The sequence below is a fragment of the Streptomyces sp. NPDC028305 genome (genome assembly GCF_055569495.1).
Genome location: NZ_JBVHTN010000001.1, coordinates 1,135,331 through 1,152,214, shown reverse-complemented (window position 1 = coordinate 1,152,214; position 16,884 = coordinate 1,135,331). Strand labels below are relative to the sequence as shown.

Here is a 16,884-nt window from a genome sequence, read left to right as displayed (position 1 = left end):
TCGGGCCCCTCCCCCGCCTCCGGGCACCGGCGGAGACGACAGGGGGCGCTGACGGGCGTTGTGCGGGCTTTTCCCCGCGGTTGACCTCCCGTCACCCCAGCGTCACCCTCGCGGGGCCTCCCGGGCCCTTCCAGGCCGTTCCAGGGCATGCCGGGGCATCCCGGGGAACGTCCCCCGGCGCGCCCCGGCCGGGGCACGGGAGGCCCGGGCGGGGGCCGAGGGGCCCGGCCGGGGGCTAGCCCTACCCCGGAAACGGCGGCAGCCGTCATGGCTGCGGAACCCCCGCCATCCGTAGGTTCGAGGCATCGTCAAGCACCTCGGAAGGGCGGAGACCATGCGGCTGCGGAGGCGGCGCGAAGAGCGGCGCGAGGAGCGTCGGGGCGAGTGGGGGGAGGCCGCGGCCGACGCGGGCGGCACAGCCGTCGAACTGCGCGGCGTGCGGCGGCAGTACGGCCGCGGCTCGCGCGCCGTGCACGCCCTGCGCGGCATCGACCTCACCCTCCCCCGGGGGAGCTTCACCGCCGTGATGGGCCCCTCCGGCTCCGGCAAGTCGACCTTCCTCCAGTGCGCCGCCGGCCTCGACCGGCCGACCGCGGGCTCGGTCCGCCTCGGCGGCACGGAGATCACCGGCATGACCGAGGACAAGCTCACCGCGCTGCGCCGCACCCGCCTCGGCTTCGTCTTCCAGTCCTTCAACCTCCTGCCCTCCCTCACCGTGGAGCAGAACGTGGTGCTCCCGATGCGGCTCGCGGGCGCGCGCCCCGACCGGGCCCGGGCCCGGGCCGTGCTCGCCCAGGTGGGGCTGCACGAGCACGCCGGGCGCCGGCCGGGCATGCTCTCCGGCGGGCAGCAGCAGCGGGTGGCCATCGCCCGCGCGCTCGTCACCAGCCCCGACGTGGTCTTCGCCGACGAGCCGACCGGTGCCCTGGACACCGGCACCGCCGCCGAGGTGCTCGGACTGCTGCGGCACGCCGTGGACGCGCTCGGCGCGACCGTCGTCATGGTCACGCACGACCCCGTGGCCGCGAGCTACGCCGACCAGGTGCTCTTTCTCGACGACGGCTCGATCGCCGACAGCATGGCCCGCGCCGACGCCCAGGAGGTCACCGCCCGGATGGCCCGGCTCACCGCCCGCGCGGCCGCCGGCGCGCCGCCCCGTACGGCGAGCACGGCGAGCACGGCGAGCACGGCGAGCACGGCGACCACACTGAGCACGGCGACCACGCCCGTCGGCGCGCCCTTGTCCGGAGAGACGGCCCGATGAGACCGCTCGGCAACGGACTGGCCCGCGCCGCCGTCCGCTTCAAGCCCGCCGCCTTCGCGGGCACGTTCATCGCCCTGATACTGGCCGCCGCGATCGTGTCGGCCTGCGGGATCCTGCTGGAGACCGGGTTGCGGGCCGCGGTGCCGCCCGGGCGCTACGCGAGCGCCCCGGTCGTGGTCGCCCCGGACCAGCGGGTGGGGAACCGCGAGGCGTCGGAGCCCGCCCCCGACCGGGTCCGGCTCGACGCCTCGCTCGTCGCCACGGCCGCCCGCACCCCGGGCGCCGCGGCCGCCGCGCCCGACCTGACCTTCCCGGTCCGGGGCGGCGACGCCGCCCTGACCGCCCACGGCTGGGGCTCGGCCCCCTTCACCGGGGTCGCGCTCGGCTCCGGAGCGGCCCCGCGGGACGGCGAGGTCGTCCTGGACCCGGCGGCCGCGCGTGCGGCGCGCAGCGGCGTGGGCGGCCAGGTCACGCTGACCGCCGCCGACGGCGACCACCGCTTCCGGGTCTCCGGCATCACCCGTACGGACGGCGGCGCGCCGGACCCCGGGCCCACCGTCTGGTTCACCAACTCCCGGGCGAGGGCCCTGTCCGGCCACCCCGCCACCGTCGACGCCGTCCTGGTCCGTCCGGAGCCCGGCACGACCCCCGCCGCCCTGGCGGACCGCCTCGGGCGCGCCCTCAAGGCGGCGCCCGGGGTACGCGTGCACACCGGCGAGGGGCGCGGCGCGGCCCGGGAGCCCGGTCTCGCGGGGGCGAAGGACCTGCTGGAGGGGATCGGCGGTTCCTTCGGCGGGATCGCCACCATGGTCGCGATCTTCACCACCGCCGGGACCGCCGCCCTCTCCGTCGGCCAGCGCGGCCGTGAGATCGCGCTGCTGCGCGCGGTCGGTGCCACCCCGCGCCAGATCCGCCGGTCCATCGCCACGGAGGCGCTGCTGGTCGCCCCGCTCGCGGGCGCGATCGGCACGCTGCCCGGCATCGCGCTCGCGCACTGGTGGTTCGGACAGCTCCGGGACCGGGGCGCGATCCCGGCCGGGGTGGATCTCTCGGTCTCCTGGATCCCGCTGGTCAGCGCGGTCGGCGCGGGGCTGGTCGCCGCGTTGTTCGCGGGCCTGGCCGCCGCCCGCAGACCGGCCCGGATCAAGCCGGGCCAGGCGCTGGGCGAGGCGGCCGCCGAGCCGTTCCGCCCCGGGGTGATCCGTACGCTGCTGGGCACCGCGGCCCTGGTCGGCGGCGGTGTGCTGACGGGCGTGGCGGCCTCCTCCTCGGGGGACGACGCGGCCAACGTCGCCCTCGGCATGGTGATGCTGTTCATGCTGGCCGTCGGGCTGCTCGGCCCGTTCGTCGCCCGCGGCTGCGCCTGGCTGGTCGGCCTGCCGCTGCGGGCGGGCCGGGCCCCCGCCGTCCTGGCCGCGGCCAACACCTGGGTCAACGCCCGCCGCCTGGCCTCGGCGATCACTCCGCTGGTGCTCGCGATGGCCTTCGCCTCGACGCTGGTGTTCCTGCACACCAGCGAGGACCACGCGACCGCCGGGCAGCGGAGCGCGGGCATCGTCGCCGACCACGTCGTCTCCGCGCCGGTCGGACTGCCCGCCGACGCCACGGCCCGCGCCGGCTCCGTCCGGGGCGTGGCGGCGGCGGTCGGGGTGCTGCGCACCGGAGTGCTGGTGCCCAGGGGCTCTGGCGACGGCGCCTGGCTGGCGAGCGAGTCGGCGCAGGGCGTCTCGGAGGCCGGCCGCGCCCTGGCAGCCGTCCAGGACCTCGACGTCCGTACGGGCAGCCTGGAGGCGCTGGGGCGCGGCACGGCGGCCGTGGACGCCGACGTCGCCTCCGCGGTGGGGGTGAAGGTCGGCGACCGGCTCCGGCTGCGCCTCCCGGACGGCACGGCGGCCGCGCCCAAGGTCGTCGCGATCTACGGGCGGGGGCTGGGCCTGGCCCGGATCACTCTGCCCCGCGCGGCACTGGCCTCCCATATGACCTCGGCCTTCGACAGCCATGTGCTGGTACGGGACGCCGAGGGCGCCGACCCGGCGGCCGTCGCGGCGGCGCTCGGCCCGCTCGGCGAGGTCGCGGGACCCGGCGGCTACGCGGCCGCCCGGAACGAGGAGAGCGAGCTCAACGCGTGGGCCAACGCCGTGATGGCCGCGGTGCTGGGCGGCTTCGCCGCCGTGGCCGCAGCCAACACGCTGGTGATGACCGTGCTGGACCGCCGACGGGAGCTGGGCATGCTGCGGCTGGTCGGGTCGACGCGGCGGCAGGTCCTGCGGATGGTGCGCTGGGAGGCGCTGCTGGTGGTCGTCGCGGGGGTCGCGCTGGGCACGGCGATCGCGCTGGCCACACTCGTCCCGATGACGCGCGGCCTGACCGGCGAGGGCCCGTACCTCCCGCCGCTGACGTACGCGGGCTTCGCGGGCACCGCGCTGGCCCTCGGCCTGCTGGCGACGGCGCTGCCCGCCCGGGCGGTGCTCCGCCGCGGCCACTGACCGGCGAGAGGCAGGGGTCTGAGAAACAGGCCGGTGAAACGGCGAAGACCGCGCCGGGGCCGTTGTACACGGCCCCGGCGCGGTCTTCCGTCGTGCGCTCGGGTCGGGCGGTCAGGCCGCCGGGGTGGTGCGCTTGCGGGCCTGCTCGGCCGGGTCCTTGCGGAAGGCCCAGGCCATCTTCGGCTCCATCGCGAAGCGGAACATGCGCTGCACGGGTGGTGTGCAGAGCGCGGTGATCACCGCCGCGGCGATCACGGTCACCGCGATCTCACCCAGCGGGTCGTTCACCCACGGGTTGTCGTCGTACCAGCCCCAGAAGCGGGAGCCCTTGGCGAGGAAGCCGTGCAGCAGATAGCCGTACAGAGTCCCGGCGCCCAGGGCGGTGAACCACATCCGCCGCCGCGGCACCCAGGCGAAGAAGCAGGCGACCAGCACCATCGAGCAGCCGAACATCGCGAGGGTCATCACGGGCCCGGTCCACGGCGGCGCGGCCAGCTCCTGGACGCTGTCGCGGCGGTAGAACCACGCCTTGTTCATCCGCGGGCCCGCCCAGTAGGCGAACACGAACGCGGAGGCCAGCACCGGCAGGGCCAGGATCCGCGCCCGGCGCCCCCGCATCAGCTGGAAGTGCTCCGGCTTCATGTGCAGCCCGATCACGAAGAACGGCAGGAACTGGAGCACCCGCTGGAGATCGAGGTCGTCACCGATGTCGGGGGAGACCGAGGCGAGCGTCGCGATGGCCAGCGAGAGCGGGACGGGCCAGCGGATGATCTTCCAGATCGGCGTGGTCATCCGCCAGACGAACAGCGCGATCAGGAACCAGGTCAGATACCAGGGGTCCAGCAGGCTGAAGTCGTAGGTGGGGTCGTCGTCCGCCCAGCGCTTGAAGAAGGTGTACCCGATCTCGAAGATCAGATACGGCACCGCGATTCCGGTGATCAGCCGCCTGAGCCGGTCGGGCCGCATGTCGAAGCTGCGCGAGAAATAGCCGGAGATGAGGATGAACGCCGGCATATGGAGCGAGTAGACGGTCATGTAGAGCGCTCTGGCGGTGCGGCTCCCGTCGGTGAGCGGCTCCCACGCGTGGCCCATGGCGACCAGGACGATCGCGAGGTACTTCGCGTTGTCGAAGAACGCGTCCCGCTGCTTGGGCTTGGGCCCGTTCGAAGCGGTCGGTGGACCCGTCTGATGCCCTGCTGTGTCGCTGTGCGGTGTGGGGGGAGTGGGCTCCGCCTCCCGGGCCGGGGGGAGCGGGGCCCGCTGAAAACCGTGCGGGCGCAGGGAGTTGGTCACAGGCCCTCCCACCAGGAGCTGGGGGAGAGGACCCGGGACCACACTGCGCGCCGGGGAGTGATGGCAGTGTGGAACATCTGAGGCACGATAGCCCCGGAACCTCTATTGCGTAAAACCTCGTTCAGTTCTTTGTTGCCTATCACATACATGGCCTGCACAGATACTTCTCGGGGGTAAGTCGACAAAGCGATCCCCATGTCCGGCGCCGCGGCCCAAGTGTGCCCGATCTGTCGGGTTTCATCCAGCTTAAATGGCGACATATGCCCTGCAAGCGGCTCTGGCGGAATGTCTGGTTCATTGGCGCTTTGTCGTTACGCGCTGCCCCGCCGGAACGGCCTCGCCGGTAATTTGGAATTTCTCGCCAGACTATGTGATCAAGGCCAATTCTGATCGTCGGGCAGGTCGTCGAATTGTGGGCCGCGTCACCCTCTCCCGGCTCGTCCGGGACCGCTTCGGTGGGTAGGTGAGGTGCGGACCGACGGACCGGCGGTTCCGTCACGCGCCTCCGGTGCGGCGGCAGTTGATGGCACGATGGTGTCGCGGGGGTGTGCGAGGTCGTGTGCTTCCGGGGCCGGAGAGATGCGGAGCAACCGAGGGTGTGTGATCAGTCGTGGTCATAACAGTGTCTTTGGTGGTGCTGGTGGGGGTCATCCTTGTGCTGATGATCCGCAGCGGCAAGATCAAGGGAGGGCCCGCCCTTGTGGCGGCGCTCTTCGGGTTCCTACTCGCCTCGTCCGACCTGGCGCCGAACATCCAGGACTTCCTCGACTCGATCTCGCGCTCGATCAGCGACTTCGACATCTGATCCGTCAGCGCATCCTGCCCGCGGAGCCGCCGGGACCCGGAAGGCGGGTCCCAAGGGCGAGGCGGGTCCCGGGAAACGCGAACGGCCCGGCACTGGGGAAATCCCCTGAACCGGGCCGCGAGCCATGGAGCGGGCGACGGGAATCGAACCCGCGTAGCCAGTTTGGAAGACTGGGGCTCTACCATTGAGCTACGCCCGCCTGCACCGCCGCCCCGCCGGATGTCCCGGGCGCGGCCGCCGAGCGTGATCGCTCGACCCGCGGCACGGGAAGCATCGTAGCGGGTCCGCGCCGTATCCCGCACACCCTTGCCCACCAGTCGGAAAACCGGCAGCCGGGGCCCGCGCGGGCATGTACCCTACGTGTCGCACCGGCGGGGTGTGGCGCAGCTTGGTAGCGCGTCCGCTTTGGGAGCGGAAGGTCGTCGGTTCGAATCCGGCCACCCCGACCACTCACGATCACCACAAGCGCAAGATCGCATTGTGGGCCGCGTCATGCGTGCGGTTACTATGCAAGCTGCGCGTCTGTGACTTTCTCTAACCGGGCGCGATCCGCTGAAACGCATCACAGCAACGCAGCAGAACCCAAAGAAGTCAGCCCCAAGGAGACCGAACCGTGAAGAGCGCCGTGGAGACCCTGAACCCGACTCGGGTTCGGCTCACTGTCGAGGTGCCCTTCGAGGAGCTCAAGCCCAGCCTCGACGCGGCGTACAAGAAGATCAACCAGCAGGTCACGGTGCCCGGCTTCCGCAAGGGCAAGATCCCGGCCCGTGTGATCGACCAGCGCTTCGGCCGTGGCGCGGTGCTGGAGGAGGCCGTCAACGACGCGCTCCCGAAGTTCTACACCGACGCGGTCAACGAGGGTGAGCTGAACCCGCTCGGCCAGCCCGAGGTCGACATCACCGAGCTCAAGGACAACGAGCTGCTGGCCTTCACCGCCGAGGTGGACATCCGCCCGGCGATCGAGATCCCGGACTACTCCGGCATCGAGGTCACCGTCGACTCCGTCGAGGTCTCGGACGAGGACATCGACAAGGCCGTCGAACAGCTGCGCGACCGCTTCGCCACCACCAGCGCGGTCGAGCGTGCCGCCGCCGAGGGCGACATCGTGGTCGTCGACCTCGAGGCCAAGGTGGAGGGCGAGGTCCTCGAGGACGGCGTCGCCACCGGCGTCAACTACACGATCGGCTCCGGCGAGCTGCTCGAGGGCATCGACGAGGCGGTCACCGGCCTGGAGGCCGGCGGCTCCGCCACCTTCACCTCCGAGCTCAAGGGCGGCTCCGCCAAGGGCAAGGAGGCCGAGGTCACCGTCAAGGTCTCCGAGGTCAAGGCCCGCGAGCTGCCCGAGCTGGACGACGACTTCGCTCAGCTGGCCAGCGAGTTCGACACCTTCGAGGAGCTGCGCGGCGACACCCGCCGGCGCCTGGAGCAGTCGAAGAAGTTCGACCAGGCCACCCAGGCCCAGGAGAAGGTGCTCGACGCCCTCCTGGAGCTGGTCGAGGTCCCGATCCCCGAGAAGCTCCTCGAGGACGAGATCCAGACCCGCAAGCACAACCTGGAGCACCACCAGCTCGGCCAGATGGGTCTGACCCTGGACGCCTACCTGGAGATGCAGGAGAAGACGGCCGAGGAGTTCGAGGCCGAGCTCAAGGAGCAGGCCGAGAAGGGCATCAGGACCCAGTTCGTGCTCGACGAGCTGGTCAACAAGGAGAAGCTGTCCGTCGGCCAGGAGGAGCTCACCGAGCACCTGATGCGCCGTGCGCAGTCCTCCGGCATGAGCCCGGACCAGTTCGCCCAGGCCGTGGTCGAGGGCGGCCAGGTGCCGATGCTCGTGGGCGAGGTCGCCCGGGGCAAGGCCCTGGCGGTCGTGGTCGAGGCCGCGAAGGTCGTCGACGACAAGGGTGAGACCGTCGACCTGGAGGACGACGACGAGGCTGACGAGGCAGCCGAGACCGGCGAGACCGTCGAGGCCGCCGCCGAGGAGCCGGCCGCCGAGGCTGAGAAGGCCGAGGAGGCCGACAAGGCCGACAAGGGTGGGGAGAAGGCCGAGGGCTGATCGCCCCGCCGCCCTCTGAAAGCCCGTACGAGCGGGCCCGAACGTCTGAGCGCGTCCGGGCCCGTTCGTGGTTCCACGGCCCCGTGACGGCCCCTGGGAGGCACCTCGCGGGACTTCCGCGGCGCGACCCCGTGCCCATGCCCCGCACACCCCCGCGACCGGCAGGAACCTGCGCTCAGAGCGAACAGTTCCTGATGCGGGATGGCGCCCGCCGACCAGCGCGTTAGGGTCCGTAGATACGAGGGCAGGGGAGTCCCACGAGCCCGCCGGAGCGTACCGGCGGTTACGCCCCCCGCGTCCCAGAAGAAGACGCTGAGACGGCCAGTCGCCGTCAGAGACGAGCAGGTGGATACGTGACGAATACGATGCCTTCCGCCGCCGGCGAGCCGACCTTCGGAGGCCTCGGCGACCAGGTCTACAACCGGCTGCTCGGTGAGCGGATCATCTTCCTCGGCCAGCCGGTCGACGACGACATCGCCAACAAGATCACCGCGCAGCTGCTGCTGCTCGCCGCGGAGCCCGACAAGGACATCAACCTCTACATCAACTCTCCGGGCGGCTCGATCACGGCCGGCATGGCGATCTACGACACCATGCAGTACATCAAGAACGACGTGATCACCATCGCCATGGGCCTCGCCGCCTCGATGGGCCAGTTCCTGCTGAGCGCGGGCACCCCCGGCAAGCGCTTCGCGCTGCCGAACGCCGAGATCCTGATCCACCAGCCGTCCGCGGGCCTGGCGGGCTCCGCGTCGGACATCAAGATCCACGCCGAGCAGCTGCTGCGCACGAAGAAGAAGATGGCCGACCTCACCGCCTTCCACACCGGCCAGACCGTTGAGCAGATCACTCGCGACTCCGACCGCGACCGCTGGTTCTCGGCCGAGGAAGCCAAGGCGTACGGCCTGGTCGACGAGGTCATCGCCTCCGCCGCACACATCCCGGGCGGTGGTGGCACCGGGGCGTGAGCCGCCCGCTCCCAGCCGACCCAGCCCACTGCTCATCACCAGGACGGTGCATGTGAACACCCAGAACTTCCCCGGCAGGGGCCTGTACGCCCGCCACGACGGCCCCCAGGCCGAGGCCCGCTACGTCGTGCCGCGCTTCGTCGAGCGGACCTCCCAGGGCATCCGGGAGTACGACCCGTACGCGAAGCTCTTCGAAGAGCGCGTGATCTTCCTCGGCGTGCAGATCGACGACGCCTCCGCCAACGACGTCATGGCGCAGCTGCTGTGCCTGGAGTCGATGGACCCGGACCGTGACATCTCGATCTACATCAACTCGCCCGGCGGCTCGTTCACCGCGCTGACCGCCATCTACGACACCATGCAGTTCGTCAAGCCCGACATCCAGACGGTCTGCATGGGCCAGGCGGCCTCCGCCGCGGCCGTGCTGCTCTCCGCCGGCACGCCCGGCAAGCGGATGGCGCTGCCGAACGCCCGCGTGCTGATCCACCAGCCGTACAGCGAGACCGGGCGCGGTCAGGTCTCCGACCTGGAGATCGCGGCCAACGAGATCCTGCGGATGCGTTCGCAGCTCGAGGAAATGCTGGCCAAGCACTCCACGACGCCGATCGAGAAGATCCGCGACGACATCGAGCGGGACAAGATCCTCACGGCCGAGGAATCGCTGTCGTACGGTCTGATCGACCAGATCGTCTCGACCCGCAAGACCTCGGTGGGCCTGGGCTGAACTCCGGTATCGGCGCCCCCCTTGTATCGAGTAGCGCCAAGGGGGGCCCGAACGGGGCCCTGAGCAAGGTACCGTCATAGGGGGCTGGGGTCCGCCCCCGGTAACAGAAGCAGAAAGCGCAGCGCAAGCACCCGGATTCGGCTGAACAAAGCGGATCCAAGGCGAAGGGGAATCACCTCGTGGCACGCATCGGTGACGGCGGCGACCTGCTCAAGTGCTCGTTCTGCGGGAAGAGCCAGAAGCAGGTGAAGAAGCTCATCGCGGGCCCGGGTGTGTACATCTGCGATGAGTGCATCGATCTCTGCAACGAGATCATCGAGGAAGAGCTCGCCGAGACCTCCGAGGTGCGCTGGGAGGAACTCCCCAAGCCCCGCGAGATCTACGAGTTCCTCGAGGGCTATGTCGTCGGCCAGGAGGCCGCGAAAAAGGCGCTTTCCGTCGCCGTCTACAACCACTACAAGCGGGTCCAGGCCGGCGAGAACAGCGCCCACAACCGCGACGACGGCATCGAGTTGGCGAAGTCCAACATCCTGCTGCTCGGCCCGACCGGCTCCGGCAAGACCCTGCTGGCGCAGACCCTCGCCCGGATGCTCAACGTCCCCTTCGCCATCGCCGACGCCACCGCGCTCACCGAGGCGGGCTATGTCGGCGAGGACGTGGAGAACATCCTCCTGAAGCTGATCCAGGCCTCCGACTACGACGTCAAGAAGGCCGAGACGGGCATCATCTACATCGACGAGATCGACAAGGTGGCCCGCAAGAGCGAGAACCCCTCGATCACCCGTGATGTCTCCGGCGAGGGCGTGCAGCAGGCGCTGCTGAAGATCCTGGAGGGCACCACGGCCTCGGTGCCCCCGCAGGGCGGCCGCAAGCACCCGCACCAGGAGTTCATCCAGATCGACACCACGAATGTGCTGTTCATCGTGGGTGGCGCCTTCGCCGGTCTGGAGAAGATCATCGAGTCGCGGGCCGGCGCCAAGGGCATCGGCTTCGGCGCCACGATCCGCTCCAAGCGCGAGATCGAGGCCAGCGACCAGTTCCAGGAGGTCATGCCGGAGGACCTGGTGAAGTTCGGGATGATCCCGGAGTTCATCGGCCGCCTCCCGGTCATCACCTCCGTCCACAACCTGGACCGCGAGGCGCTGCTCCAGATCCTCGTCGAGCCGCGGAACGCACTGGTGAAGCAGTACCAGCGGCTCTTCGAACTCGACGGCGTGGAGCTGCACTTCGACCGCCCGGCCCTGGAGGCCATCGCCGACCAGGCGATCCTGCGCGGCACCGGCGCGCGCGGTCTGCGCGCCATCATCGAAGAGGTCCTGATGTCGGCGATGTACGAGGTGCCGTCCCGCAAGGACGTCGCCCGCGTCGTCATCACCGAGGACGTCGTCCACTCCAACGTCAACCCGACCCTGGTGCCGCGCTCCCGCGGCACCGAGCCGGGCGAGCGCCACGAGAAGAGCGCGTAAGGCCGCGCGGCAAGGCGCTGGAAGGCGCCACAGACGCGAGGAGGGCCCTGGGGAATCCCCGGGGCCCTCCTCGCGTCGTACGGCGTCAGCGCGCCGCTCAGGCGGGTTTGCGGGTGTCCTTGTAGATGCCCGCGGTCACCTCAGCGAACGCCTCCATGTCGGCGTCGTCCACGGTCGTGCTCTCCGCGTTGATGTCCAGCACCATGGCCGCGTCCGTCTTCTCGGCCCAGGCGCAGGCAGGGGCGTAGATCCGGTCGTACATCTTGACGACCTCGCACTCTATGCTCGGCCCGTTCTCGCCCTCGGGGTGGAACGTCTTGCGCTTCTTCTCGACCGTCGGGGAGGCGTCGCCGCCCGTGAAGCCCTTGAACATCTCGTCGCGGACCTTGTCGGGGTCGCTGAACTCCCCGTACACACCGGAGTAGGCCAGCCCCGAGTTCGAGTCGTCGGAGCGCGTGTACTGGGCGAGGACGGAGGTGGCGCCGTCGGGCATGCTGTCCTGCACGCTGGTGCCCTCGTTCTCGAGGTCCTTGGTGCCCTTGTCCAGGGTGTACGTGCCGTCGTCCAGCGACTTGGGGGCGACCAGCTTCATCGCCTTGGGCTTGTCCTCGCCCTGGCTGAGCACCACGGCGCCGGTGACGATCGCGCCGATCACCACCAGACCGGCCGCCGAGATCGCGATGATCTTGGTCTTGTTGCGTCCCCCGGCCGGCGCCGCGGGCCCCGGGAAGGGCGCCTGGGGCTGGCCGTAAGGGGCGGTCGGCTGCTGGGGATAGCCGTAGCCCTGCTGCGGCTGCTGCTGGGGGTAGCCGTAGCCCGGCTGCTGTGCGTACGGATTGGGCTCCGCGGTCGGTTGCTGCGCCCCGCCGTACGGGTTGGGCTGACCGCCTCCGTATGGGTTGGGGCCCGTCTGGCCCCCGCCGTAAGGGCCGGGCTGCGGCGGCGGCTGGTTGTAGCTCATCGTGTGGGGATCCCCCTCCGGGCTGCGCCTGTGAACTTCGCTGTGCGGGCCGCTACTTGATCTCCACGCGGGCGTCCTTGCGGACCTTCGCGGTGATGTCGGCGGCGGTGTCGATCGACATGCCCCCGCCGGAGAGCGCGGCCGACACGTCGGAGACGACCACATAGCCGACGGTGCTGTGGTCGGCCCACATGCACAGCGGGATGGTGAAGCTCTTGGTGGCCTCGGTGGTGCCGGTGAACTTCACGTTCTGGCACTTCATCACGGCGTCGTCCAGACCGGCCGGGGTGACCTGCTGCGGGCTGCCCTCGAGCTCGGCCTTGCCGCCGCTGCCGACGCTGGAGTCCTTCTGGGCCTCCTGCGAGATCTTCGCGAAGGCGCCGTCCACCACGGCCTGGGGGTTGTCGATCGTGCCCCACAGACCGTTGAGGCTCAGGACCTTCTGGCTCACGCCCGATCCGGCCTTGTAGCCGGCGCCGACGGACTGCGCGTTCTTGACGCCGAGCTTCTCGAAGTCGGCCTTGTCGCTCTCGCTGAGCCCGTCGCTGTTCCCGGAGGGGTCCTTGGTGTACTCGCCGGCGACCGTCCCGGGCGTGGTCAGCTTGTAGCGCTTGCCGTCGTCGGCGACGACGTTCTTGCCGCCGCCCTTGCCGCCCTTGTCGTCGTCCTTGTTGTTGTTGAACAGCAGGAACCCGCCGACCACCGCGGCCACCACGACCACCGCGCCGATGGCTATCGCCAGGCCCTTCTTGTTGCCGCCGCTCGGCGGGGGCGCCGGCTGGTACGGCCCGGGCATGCCCGGCTGCCCGTACGGCTGCTGGGGCTGCTGGCCGTAGGGGGCGGCGGGCTGCTGCCCCGGGTAGCCGTACCCGGGCTGGGGCTGCGGGGGCTGCTGCGGCTGGCTGTACGGGTTCGGCTGGCCGTAGCCGCCGCCCTGCTGCGGGGGCTGCTGCGGGTAGCCGTAGCCGGGCTGTCCGGCCGCGCCGCCCTGCCCGTAGGGACCCGGCTGCTGGGGCTGCTGGCCGTACGGGCCCGGCTGGTTGTAGCTCATGTCTGTCCTTCGCTTTGTTGCCGGTTGTTGCTAGCTGTCTATTTGGACGCGCGCGTCGTCGCGCACCTTGACGGTGAGCTCGGCGGCATCCTTCAGCGACATGCCGCCGCCCAGGACCGCGGCCGCCGGGTCCACCATCACGGTGATGCCCAAGGTGTCCTTGTCGCCCCAGACGCACGCGGGCGCCTCCACGGATCCCTGATCCGAGGTGAACTTCAGCCCCTGGCACTTCAGGACGTCCCCGTCGAAGCCGTCGGGGGAGAACTCCTGGGCGCTGCCCTGAGGCTGCGCCGTGCCGTTGTCCTGAAGCGCCTTGACGATGACCGCCAGGGCCAGGTCCGCCCCTCGCTTGGGGTCGGTCACCTTGCCCCAGACCCCGGTGAACTTCATCATGTTCTTCCCCGCGGACTGGTAGTCGGCCGCCACCAGATGCGGATCCTCGACGACCGGCACCTGCTGGAGGTCCTTCTTGCCGGCCTCGGACAGGTCGTTCTCGTTGGTGCCGGCCCCTTGGCGCTGATAGTCGCCGGCGACCGTCTTGGGGGTGGTCAGCTTGTACGGCCCGTCGTCGCCGCCGAGCAGGAAGTAGGCCCCGCCGCCCGCGGCCCCCAGGGCGACGATCGCGGCCACCGTGATACCCACGGCCCTGCCCTTGCGGCGGCCGCCGGCGGGTGGGGCCGGCTGCTGCGGGTAGCCGTAGCCGGGTCCCTGCGTCTGCTGTGGGGGCGGTGTCTGCTGCTGCGGCGGCTGGGCGTACGGATTCGGCTGGCCATAGGGGCCCGGCGCGCCGTAGCCGCCGTACGTACCGGGGCCGCCGTAGCCGCCCGGCGCGGCCGGCTGCTGCGGATAGCCGTAGCCCGGCTGCTGGGTGTAGGGATTATTGGGCACGGGCGGCTGGCCGGCGCCGTACGGACCCGGCTGCGCCCCGTAGGGGCCGGGCTGCGGCGGCGGCTGGTGGTAGCTCATCGTGCCCTCTCTTCGATGCCCATGACAGGTGCGCAACATCCTTCCTGACGCGTTGGCCTCCCTTTGCGGCGGGGGCACAACGGGTTCGTAACGGAGTGCCGCGGCCCTTTAGACTGCGGTCGTGACCGAGAACTCTCAGCAGCGCCCCGACAGCGGGCCCAACAGCCACCCCGAACTGCCGACCCAGTACGCGCCGGCCGATGTAGAGGGGCAGCTGTACGAGCGCTGGGTAGAGCGCGGTTACTTCGAGGCGGACGAGAACAGCGGCAAAGAGCCCTACACCATCGTCATCCCCCCGCCCAACGTCACCGGCTCCCTGCACCTCGGCCATGCCTTCGAGCACACCATCATCGATGCGCTCACGCGGCGCAAGCGCATGCAGGGCTTCGAGACGCTGTGGCAGCCCGGCATGGACCACGCCGGCATCGCCACACAGAACGTGGTGGAGCGTGAGCTGGCCAAGGAGGGCGTCTCCCGCCATGACCTGGGCCGCGAGGCGTTCGTCGAGCGGGTGTGGCAGTGGAAGGCCGAGTCCGGTGGGCAGATCTCCGGCCAGATGAGGCGCCTGGGCGACGGCGTCGCCTGGAACCGAGAGCGCTTCACCATGGACGAGGGGCTGTCCAAAGCCGTCCAGACCATCTTCAAGAAGCTCTACGACGACGAGCTGATCTACCGCGCCGAGCGGATCATCAACTGGTGCCCGCGCTGTCTGACGGCCATCTCCGACATCGAGGTGGAGTACCAGGACGACGACGGCGAGCTGGTCTCGATCCGTTACGGGGAGGGCGACGCCTCGATCGTCGTGGCCACGACCCGCGCCGAGACGATGCTCGGTGACACCGCGGTCGCCGTCCACCCCGACGACGAGCGCTACCGCCACCTGATCGGCACCGAGATCGAGCTGCCGCTCACCGGCCGCCGCATCCCGGTCGTCGCCGACGAGCACGTCGACCCGGAGTTCGGCACCGGCGCGGTCAAGGTGACCCCGGCCCACGACCCGAACGACTTCGAGATCGGCCAGCGTCACGGGCTGCCGAGCCTGACCGTCATGGACGAGCACGCGGTCATCACCGCCCACGGCCCCTTCCAGGGCCTGGACCGGCTGGAGGCGCGCAGCACCATCGTCGGCGCGCTGCGTGCCGACGGCCGGATCGTGGCCGAGAAGCGGCCGTACGTCCACTCCGTCGGCCACTGCTCGCGCTGCAAGACAACCATCGAGCCGCGGCTGTCCATGCAGTGGTGGGTCAAGGTCGGCCCGCTGGCCAAGGCCGCGGGTGACGCGGTCCGCGACGGCCGGGTGAAGATCCACCCGGAGGACATGGCCAAGCGCTACTTCGACTGGGTCGACAACCTCCACGACTGGTGCATCTCGCGCCAGCTGTGGTGGGGCCACCGGATCCCGGTCTGGTACGGGCCGAACGGCGAGGTCGTGTGCGTCGGACCGGACGAGCAGCCGCCGTCCGGCGAGGGCTGGCACCAGGACAGCGACGTCCTGGACACCTGGTTCTCCTCGGGCCTGTGGCCGTTCTCCACGCTCGGCTGGCCGGAGGACACCGGCAGCCTGCGGAAGTTCTATCCGAACTCCGTCCTGGTCACCGGCTACGACATCCTGTTCTTCTGGGTCGCCCGGATGATGATGTTCGGCCTGTACGCGATGGACGGCACCCCGCCGTTCCACACCATCGCCCTGCACGGCATGGTGCGCGACCAGCTCGGCAAGAAGATGTCCAAGTCCTTCGGGAACGCGGTCAACCCCCTGGACTGGATGGACCAGTACGGCTCGGACGCGGTCCGCTTCACCCTCGCCCGGGGCGCCAACCCCGGCGTGGACGTGCCGATCGGCGAGGACTGGGTCCAGGCGTCCCGCAACTTCGCCAACAAGATCTGGAACGCCACGCGCTTCGCGCTGATGAACGGCGCGACGGTCGAGGGCGAACTGCCCGCCCCCGAGCGGCTGTCCGCGGCCGACCGCTGGATCCTGTCCCGGCTGAACACGGTGGTCGCCGAGGTCGACGCGTACTACGAGGACTACCAGTTCGCCAAGTTGTCGGACTCCCTCTACCACTTCGCGTGGGACGAGGTCTTCGACTGGTACGTCGAGCTGTCCAAGACCACCTTCGCGCAGGGCGGCGAGGCGGCCGACGCCTCCCGGCGGGTGCTCGGCGAGGTCCTGGACGTGATGCTGCGGCTGCTGCACCCGGTCGTCCCGTTCGTCACCGAGAAGCTGTGGACCGCGCTCACCGGCCGGGAGTCCGTGGTCATCGCCGACTGGCCGCGGGACAGCGGCTTCCGCGACGCCGCCGCCGAGCAGGAGATCACCACCCTCCAGCAGGTGGTCACCGAGGTCCGCAGGTTCCGTGCCGACCAGGGCCTCCAGCCCGGCCAGAAGGTCCCGGCGCGCCTCGACCTGTCCGGCACCCCGCTGGCGGTCCACGAGGACGCCATGCGCGCGCTGCTGAGGCTCCAGCCGGCCGGTGAGGACTTCACCGCCACCGCCTCGCTGCCGGTCGCGGGCGCGACCGTGGCCCTTGACCTGTCCGGCGCGATCGACGTCGAGGCCGAGCGCAAGCGGCTCGCCAAGGACCTCGCCGCGGCCGAGAAGGACAAGGCCCAGACCACGGCGAAGCTGAACAACGAGGCCTTCCTGGCCAAGGCACCCGACCACGTCGTGGAGAAGATCCGGGGCCGGCAGTCGACCGCCGAGGCCGACATCGCCCGGATCACCGCCCAGTTGGCGGCCCTGCCCCAGGGCTGACCACCCAGCCGGTGCCGAAGCGCCCCCGCCCCCTCAGCCGAGGGCGGCGGGGGCGCTTCGCGTGTGCGGGGTCACACCCGGGAACCAAACGC

Annotated in this window: 12 protein-coding genes and 2 tRNA genes; 9 read left to right on the top strand and 5 right to left on the bottom strand. The window is 70.7% G+C overall.

The window, feature by feature from the left end:
* The first annotated feature begins 334 nt into the window (after window positions 1–334).
* A complete protein-coding gene (locus ACZ4WQ_RS05385) occupies window positions 335–1,264 on the top strand; it encodes an ABC transporter ATP-binding protein (protein ID WP_398369353.1) in 930 nt (309 codons plus the stop codon).
* Window positions 1,261–3,750: an ABC transporter permease gene (locus ACZ4WQ_RS05380; protein WP_385341885.1), complete on the top strand. Its 2,490-nt coding sequence runs from the start codon at window positions 1,261–1,263 to the stop codon at window positions 3,748–3,750. The genes ACZ4WQ_RS05385 and ACZ4WQ_RS05380 overlap by 4 nt, the downstream gene beginning before the upstream one ends.
* A gap of 111 nt (window positions 3,751–3,861) precedes the next feature.
* Here ACZ4WQ_RS05380 and ACZ4WQ_RS05375 read toward each other — a convergent pair whose 3' ends face one another.
* Window positions 3,862–5,043 (bottom strand): acyltransferase family protein, encoded by a 1,182-nt coding sequence (locus ACZ4WQ_RS05375; RefSeq protein ID WP_311722431.1) that lies wholly within the window; start codon window positions 5,041–5,043, stop codon window positions 3,862–3,864.
* Window positions 5,044–5,653: 610 nt separating this feature from the next.
* Here ACZ4WQ_RS05375 and ACZ4WQ_RS05370 point away from each other — a divergent pair.
* Complete coding sequence (locus ACZ4WQ_RS05370) at window positions 5,654–5,848, top strand: hypothetical protein (protein ID WP_311722433.1); 195 nt, start codon at window positions 5,654–5,656, stop codon at window positions 5,846–5,848.
* 125 nt (window positions 5,849–5,973) lie between these two features.
* Here the strand turns inward: ACZ4WQ_RS05370 and ACZ4WQ_RS05365 are convergent.
* A tRNA-Gly gene (locus tag ACZ4WQ_RS05365) sits at window positions 5,974–6,047 on the bottom strand.
* A 173-nt stretch (window positions 6,048–6,220) separates the two neighbouring features.
* On the opposite strand from ACZ4WQ_RS05365, the gene ACZ4WQ_RS05360 reads away from it, so the two are divergent.
* The 5 genes from ACZ4WQ_RS05360 to clpX all read left to right on the top strand — a co-directional run bounded on the left by ACZ4WQ_RS05360 (window position 6,221) and on the right by clpX (window position 11,059).
* Window positions 6,221–6,297, top strand: a tRNA-Pro gene (locus ACZ4WQ_RS05360).
* A 164-nt stretch (window positions 6,298–6,461) separates the two neighbouring features.
* Window positions 6,462–7,901: a trigger factor gene (gene tig / locus ACZ4WQ_RS05355; RefSeq protein WP_398369356.1), complete on the top strand. Its 1,440-nt coding sequence runs from the start codon at window positions 6,462–6,464 to the stop codon at window positions 7,899–7,901.
* Window positions 7,902–8,254: 353 nt separating this feature from the next.
* Window positions 8,255–8,869 carry an ATP-dependent Clp protease proteolytic subunit gene (locus tag ACZ4WQ_RS05350; protein WP_089506800.1) on the top strand — a complete coding sequence of 205 codons (615 nt, stop codon included), beginning with the start codon at window positions 8,255–8,257 and terminating at the stop codon, window positions 8,867–8,869.
* Window positions 8,870–8,921: 52 nt separating this feature from the next.
* Window positions 8,922–9,593 carry an ATP-dependent Clp protease proteolytic subunit gene (locus tag ACZ4WQ_RS05345; protein ID WP_311722435.1) on the top strand — a complete coding sequence of 224 codons (672 nt, stop codon included), beginning with the start codon at window positions 8,922–8,924 and terminating at the stop codon, window positions 9,591–9,593.
* A gap of 179 nt (window positions 9,594–9,772) precedes the next feature.
* Entirely contained in the window at window positions 9,773–11,059 is a 1,287-nt protein-coding gene (gene clpX / locus ACZ4WQ_RS05340) for an ATP-dependent Clp protease ATP-binding subunit ClpX (RefSeq protein WP_398369359.1), read from the top strand.
* A 97-nt stretch (window positions 11,060–11,156) separates the two neighbouring features.
* Here the strand turns inward: clpX and ACZ4WQ_RS05335 are convergent, their stop codons facing one another.
* The 3 genes from ACZ4WQ_RS05335 to ACZ4WQ_RS05325 are packed head-to-tail and all read right to left on the bottom strand — an operon-like array spanning window position 11,157 to window position 14,037.
* Complete coding sequence (locus ACZ4WQ_RS05335) at window positions 11,157–12,020, bottom strand: hypothetical protein (protein WP_398369361.1); 864 nt, start codon at window positions 12,018–12,020, stop codon at window positions 11,157–11,159.
* Between the two features lie 52 nt (window positions 12,021–12,072).
* Window positions 12,073–13,071 (bottom strand): hypothetical protein, encoded by a 999-nt coding sequence (locus ACZ4WQ_RS05330; protein WP_398369363.1) that lies wholly within the window; start codon window positions 13,069–13,071, stop codon window positions 12,073–12,075.
* A 30-nt stretch (window positions 13,072–13,101) separates the two neighbouring features.
* Window positions 13,102–14,037, bottom strand: a complete 936-nt coding sequence (locus ACZ4WQ_RS05325) for a hypothetical protein (RefSeq protein ID WP_358845772.1) — start codon at window positions 14,035–14,037, stop codon at window positions 13,102–13,104.
* 121 nt (window positions 14,038–14,158) lie between these two features.
* On the opposite strand from ACZ4WQ_RS05325, the gene ACZ4WQ_RS05320 reads away from it, so the two are divergent.
* Window positions 14,159–16,792, top strand: a complete 2,634-nt coding sequence (locus ACZ4WQ_RS05320; RefSeq protein ID WP_398369366.1) for a valine--tRNA ligase — start codon at window positions 14,159–14,161, stop codon at window positions 16,790–16,792.
* Window positions 16,793–16,884: the final 92 nt, after the last annotated feature.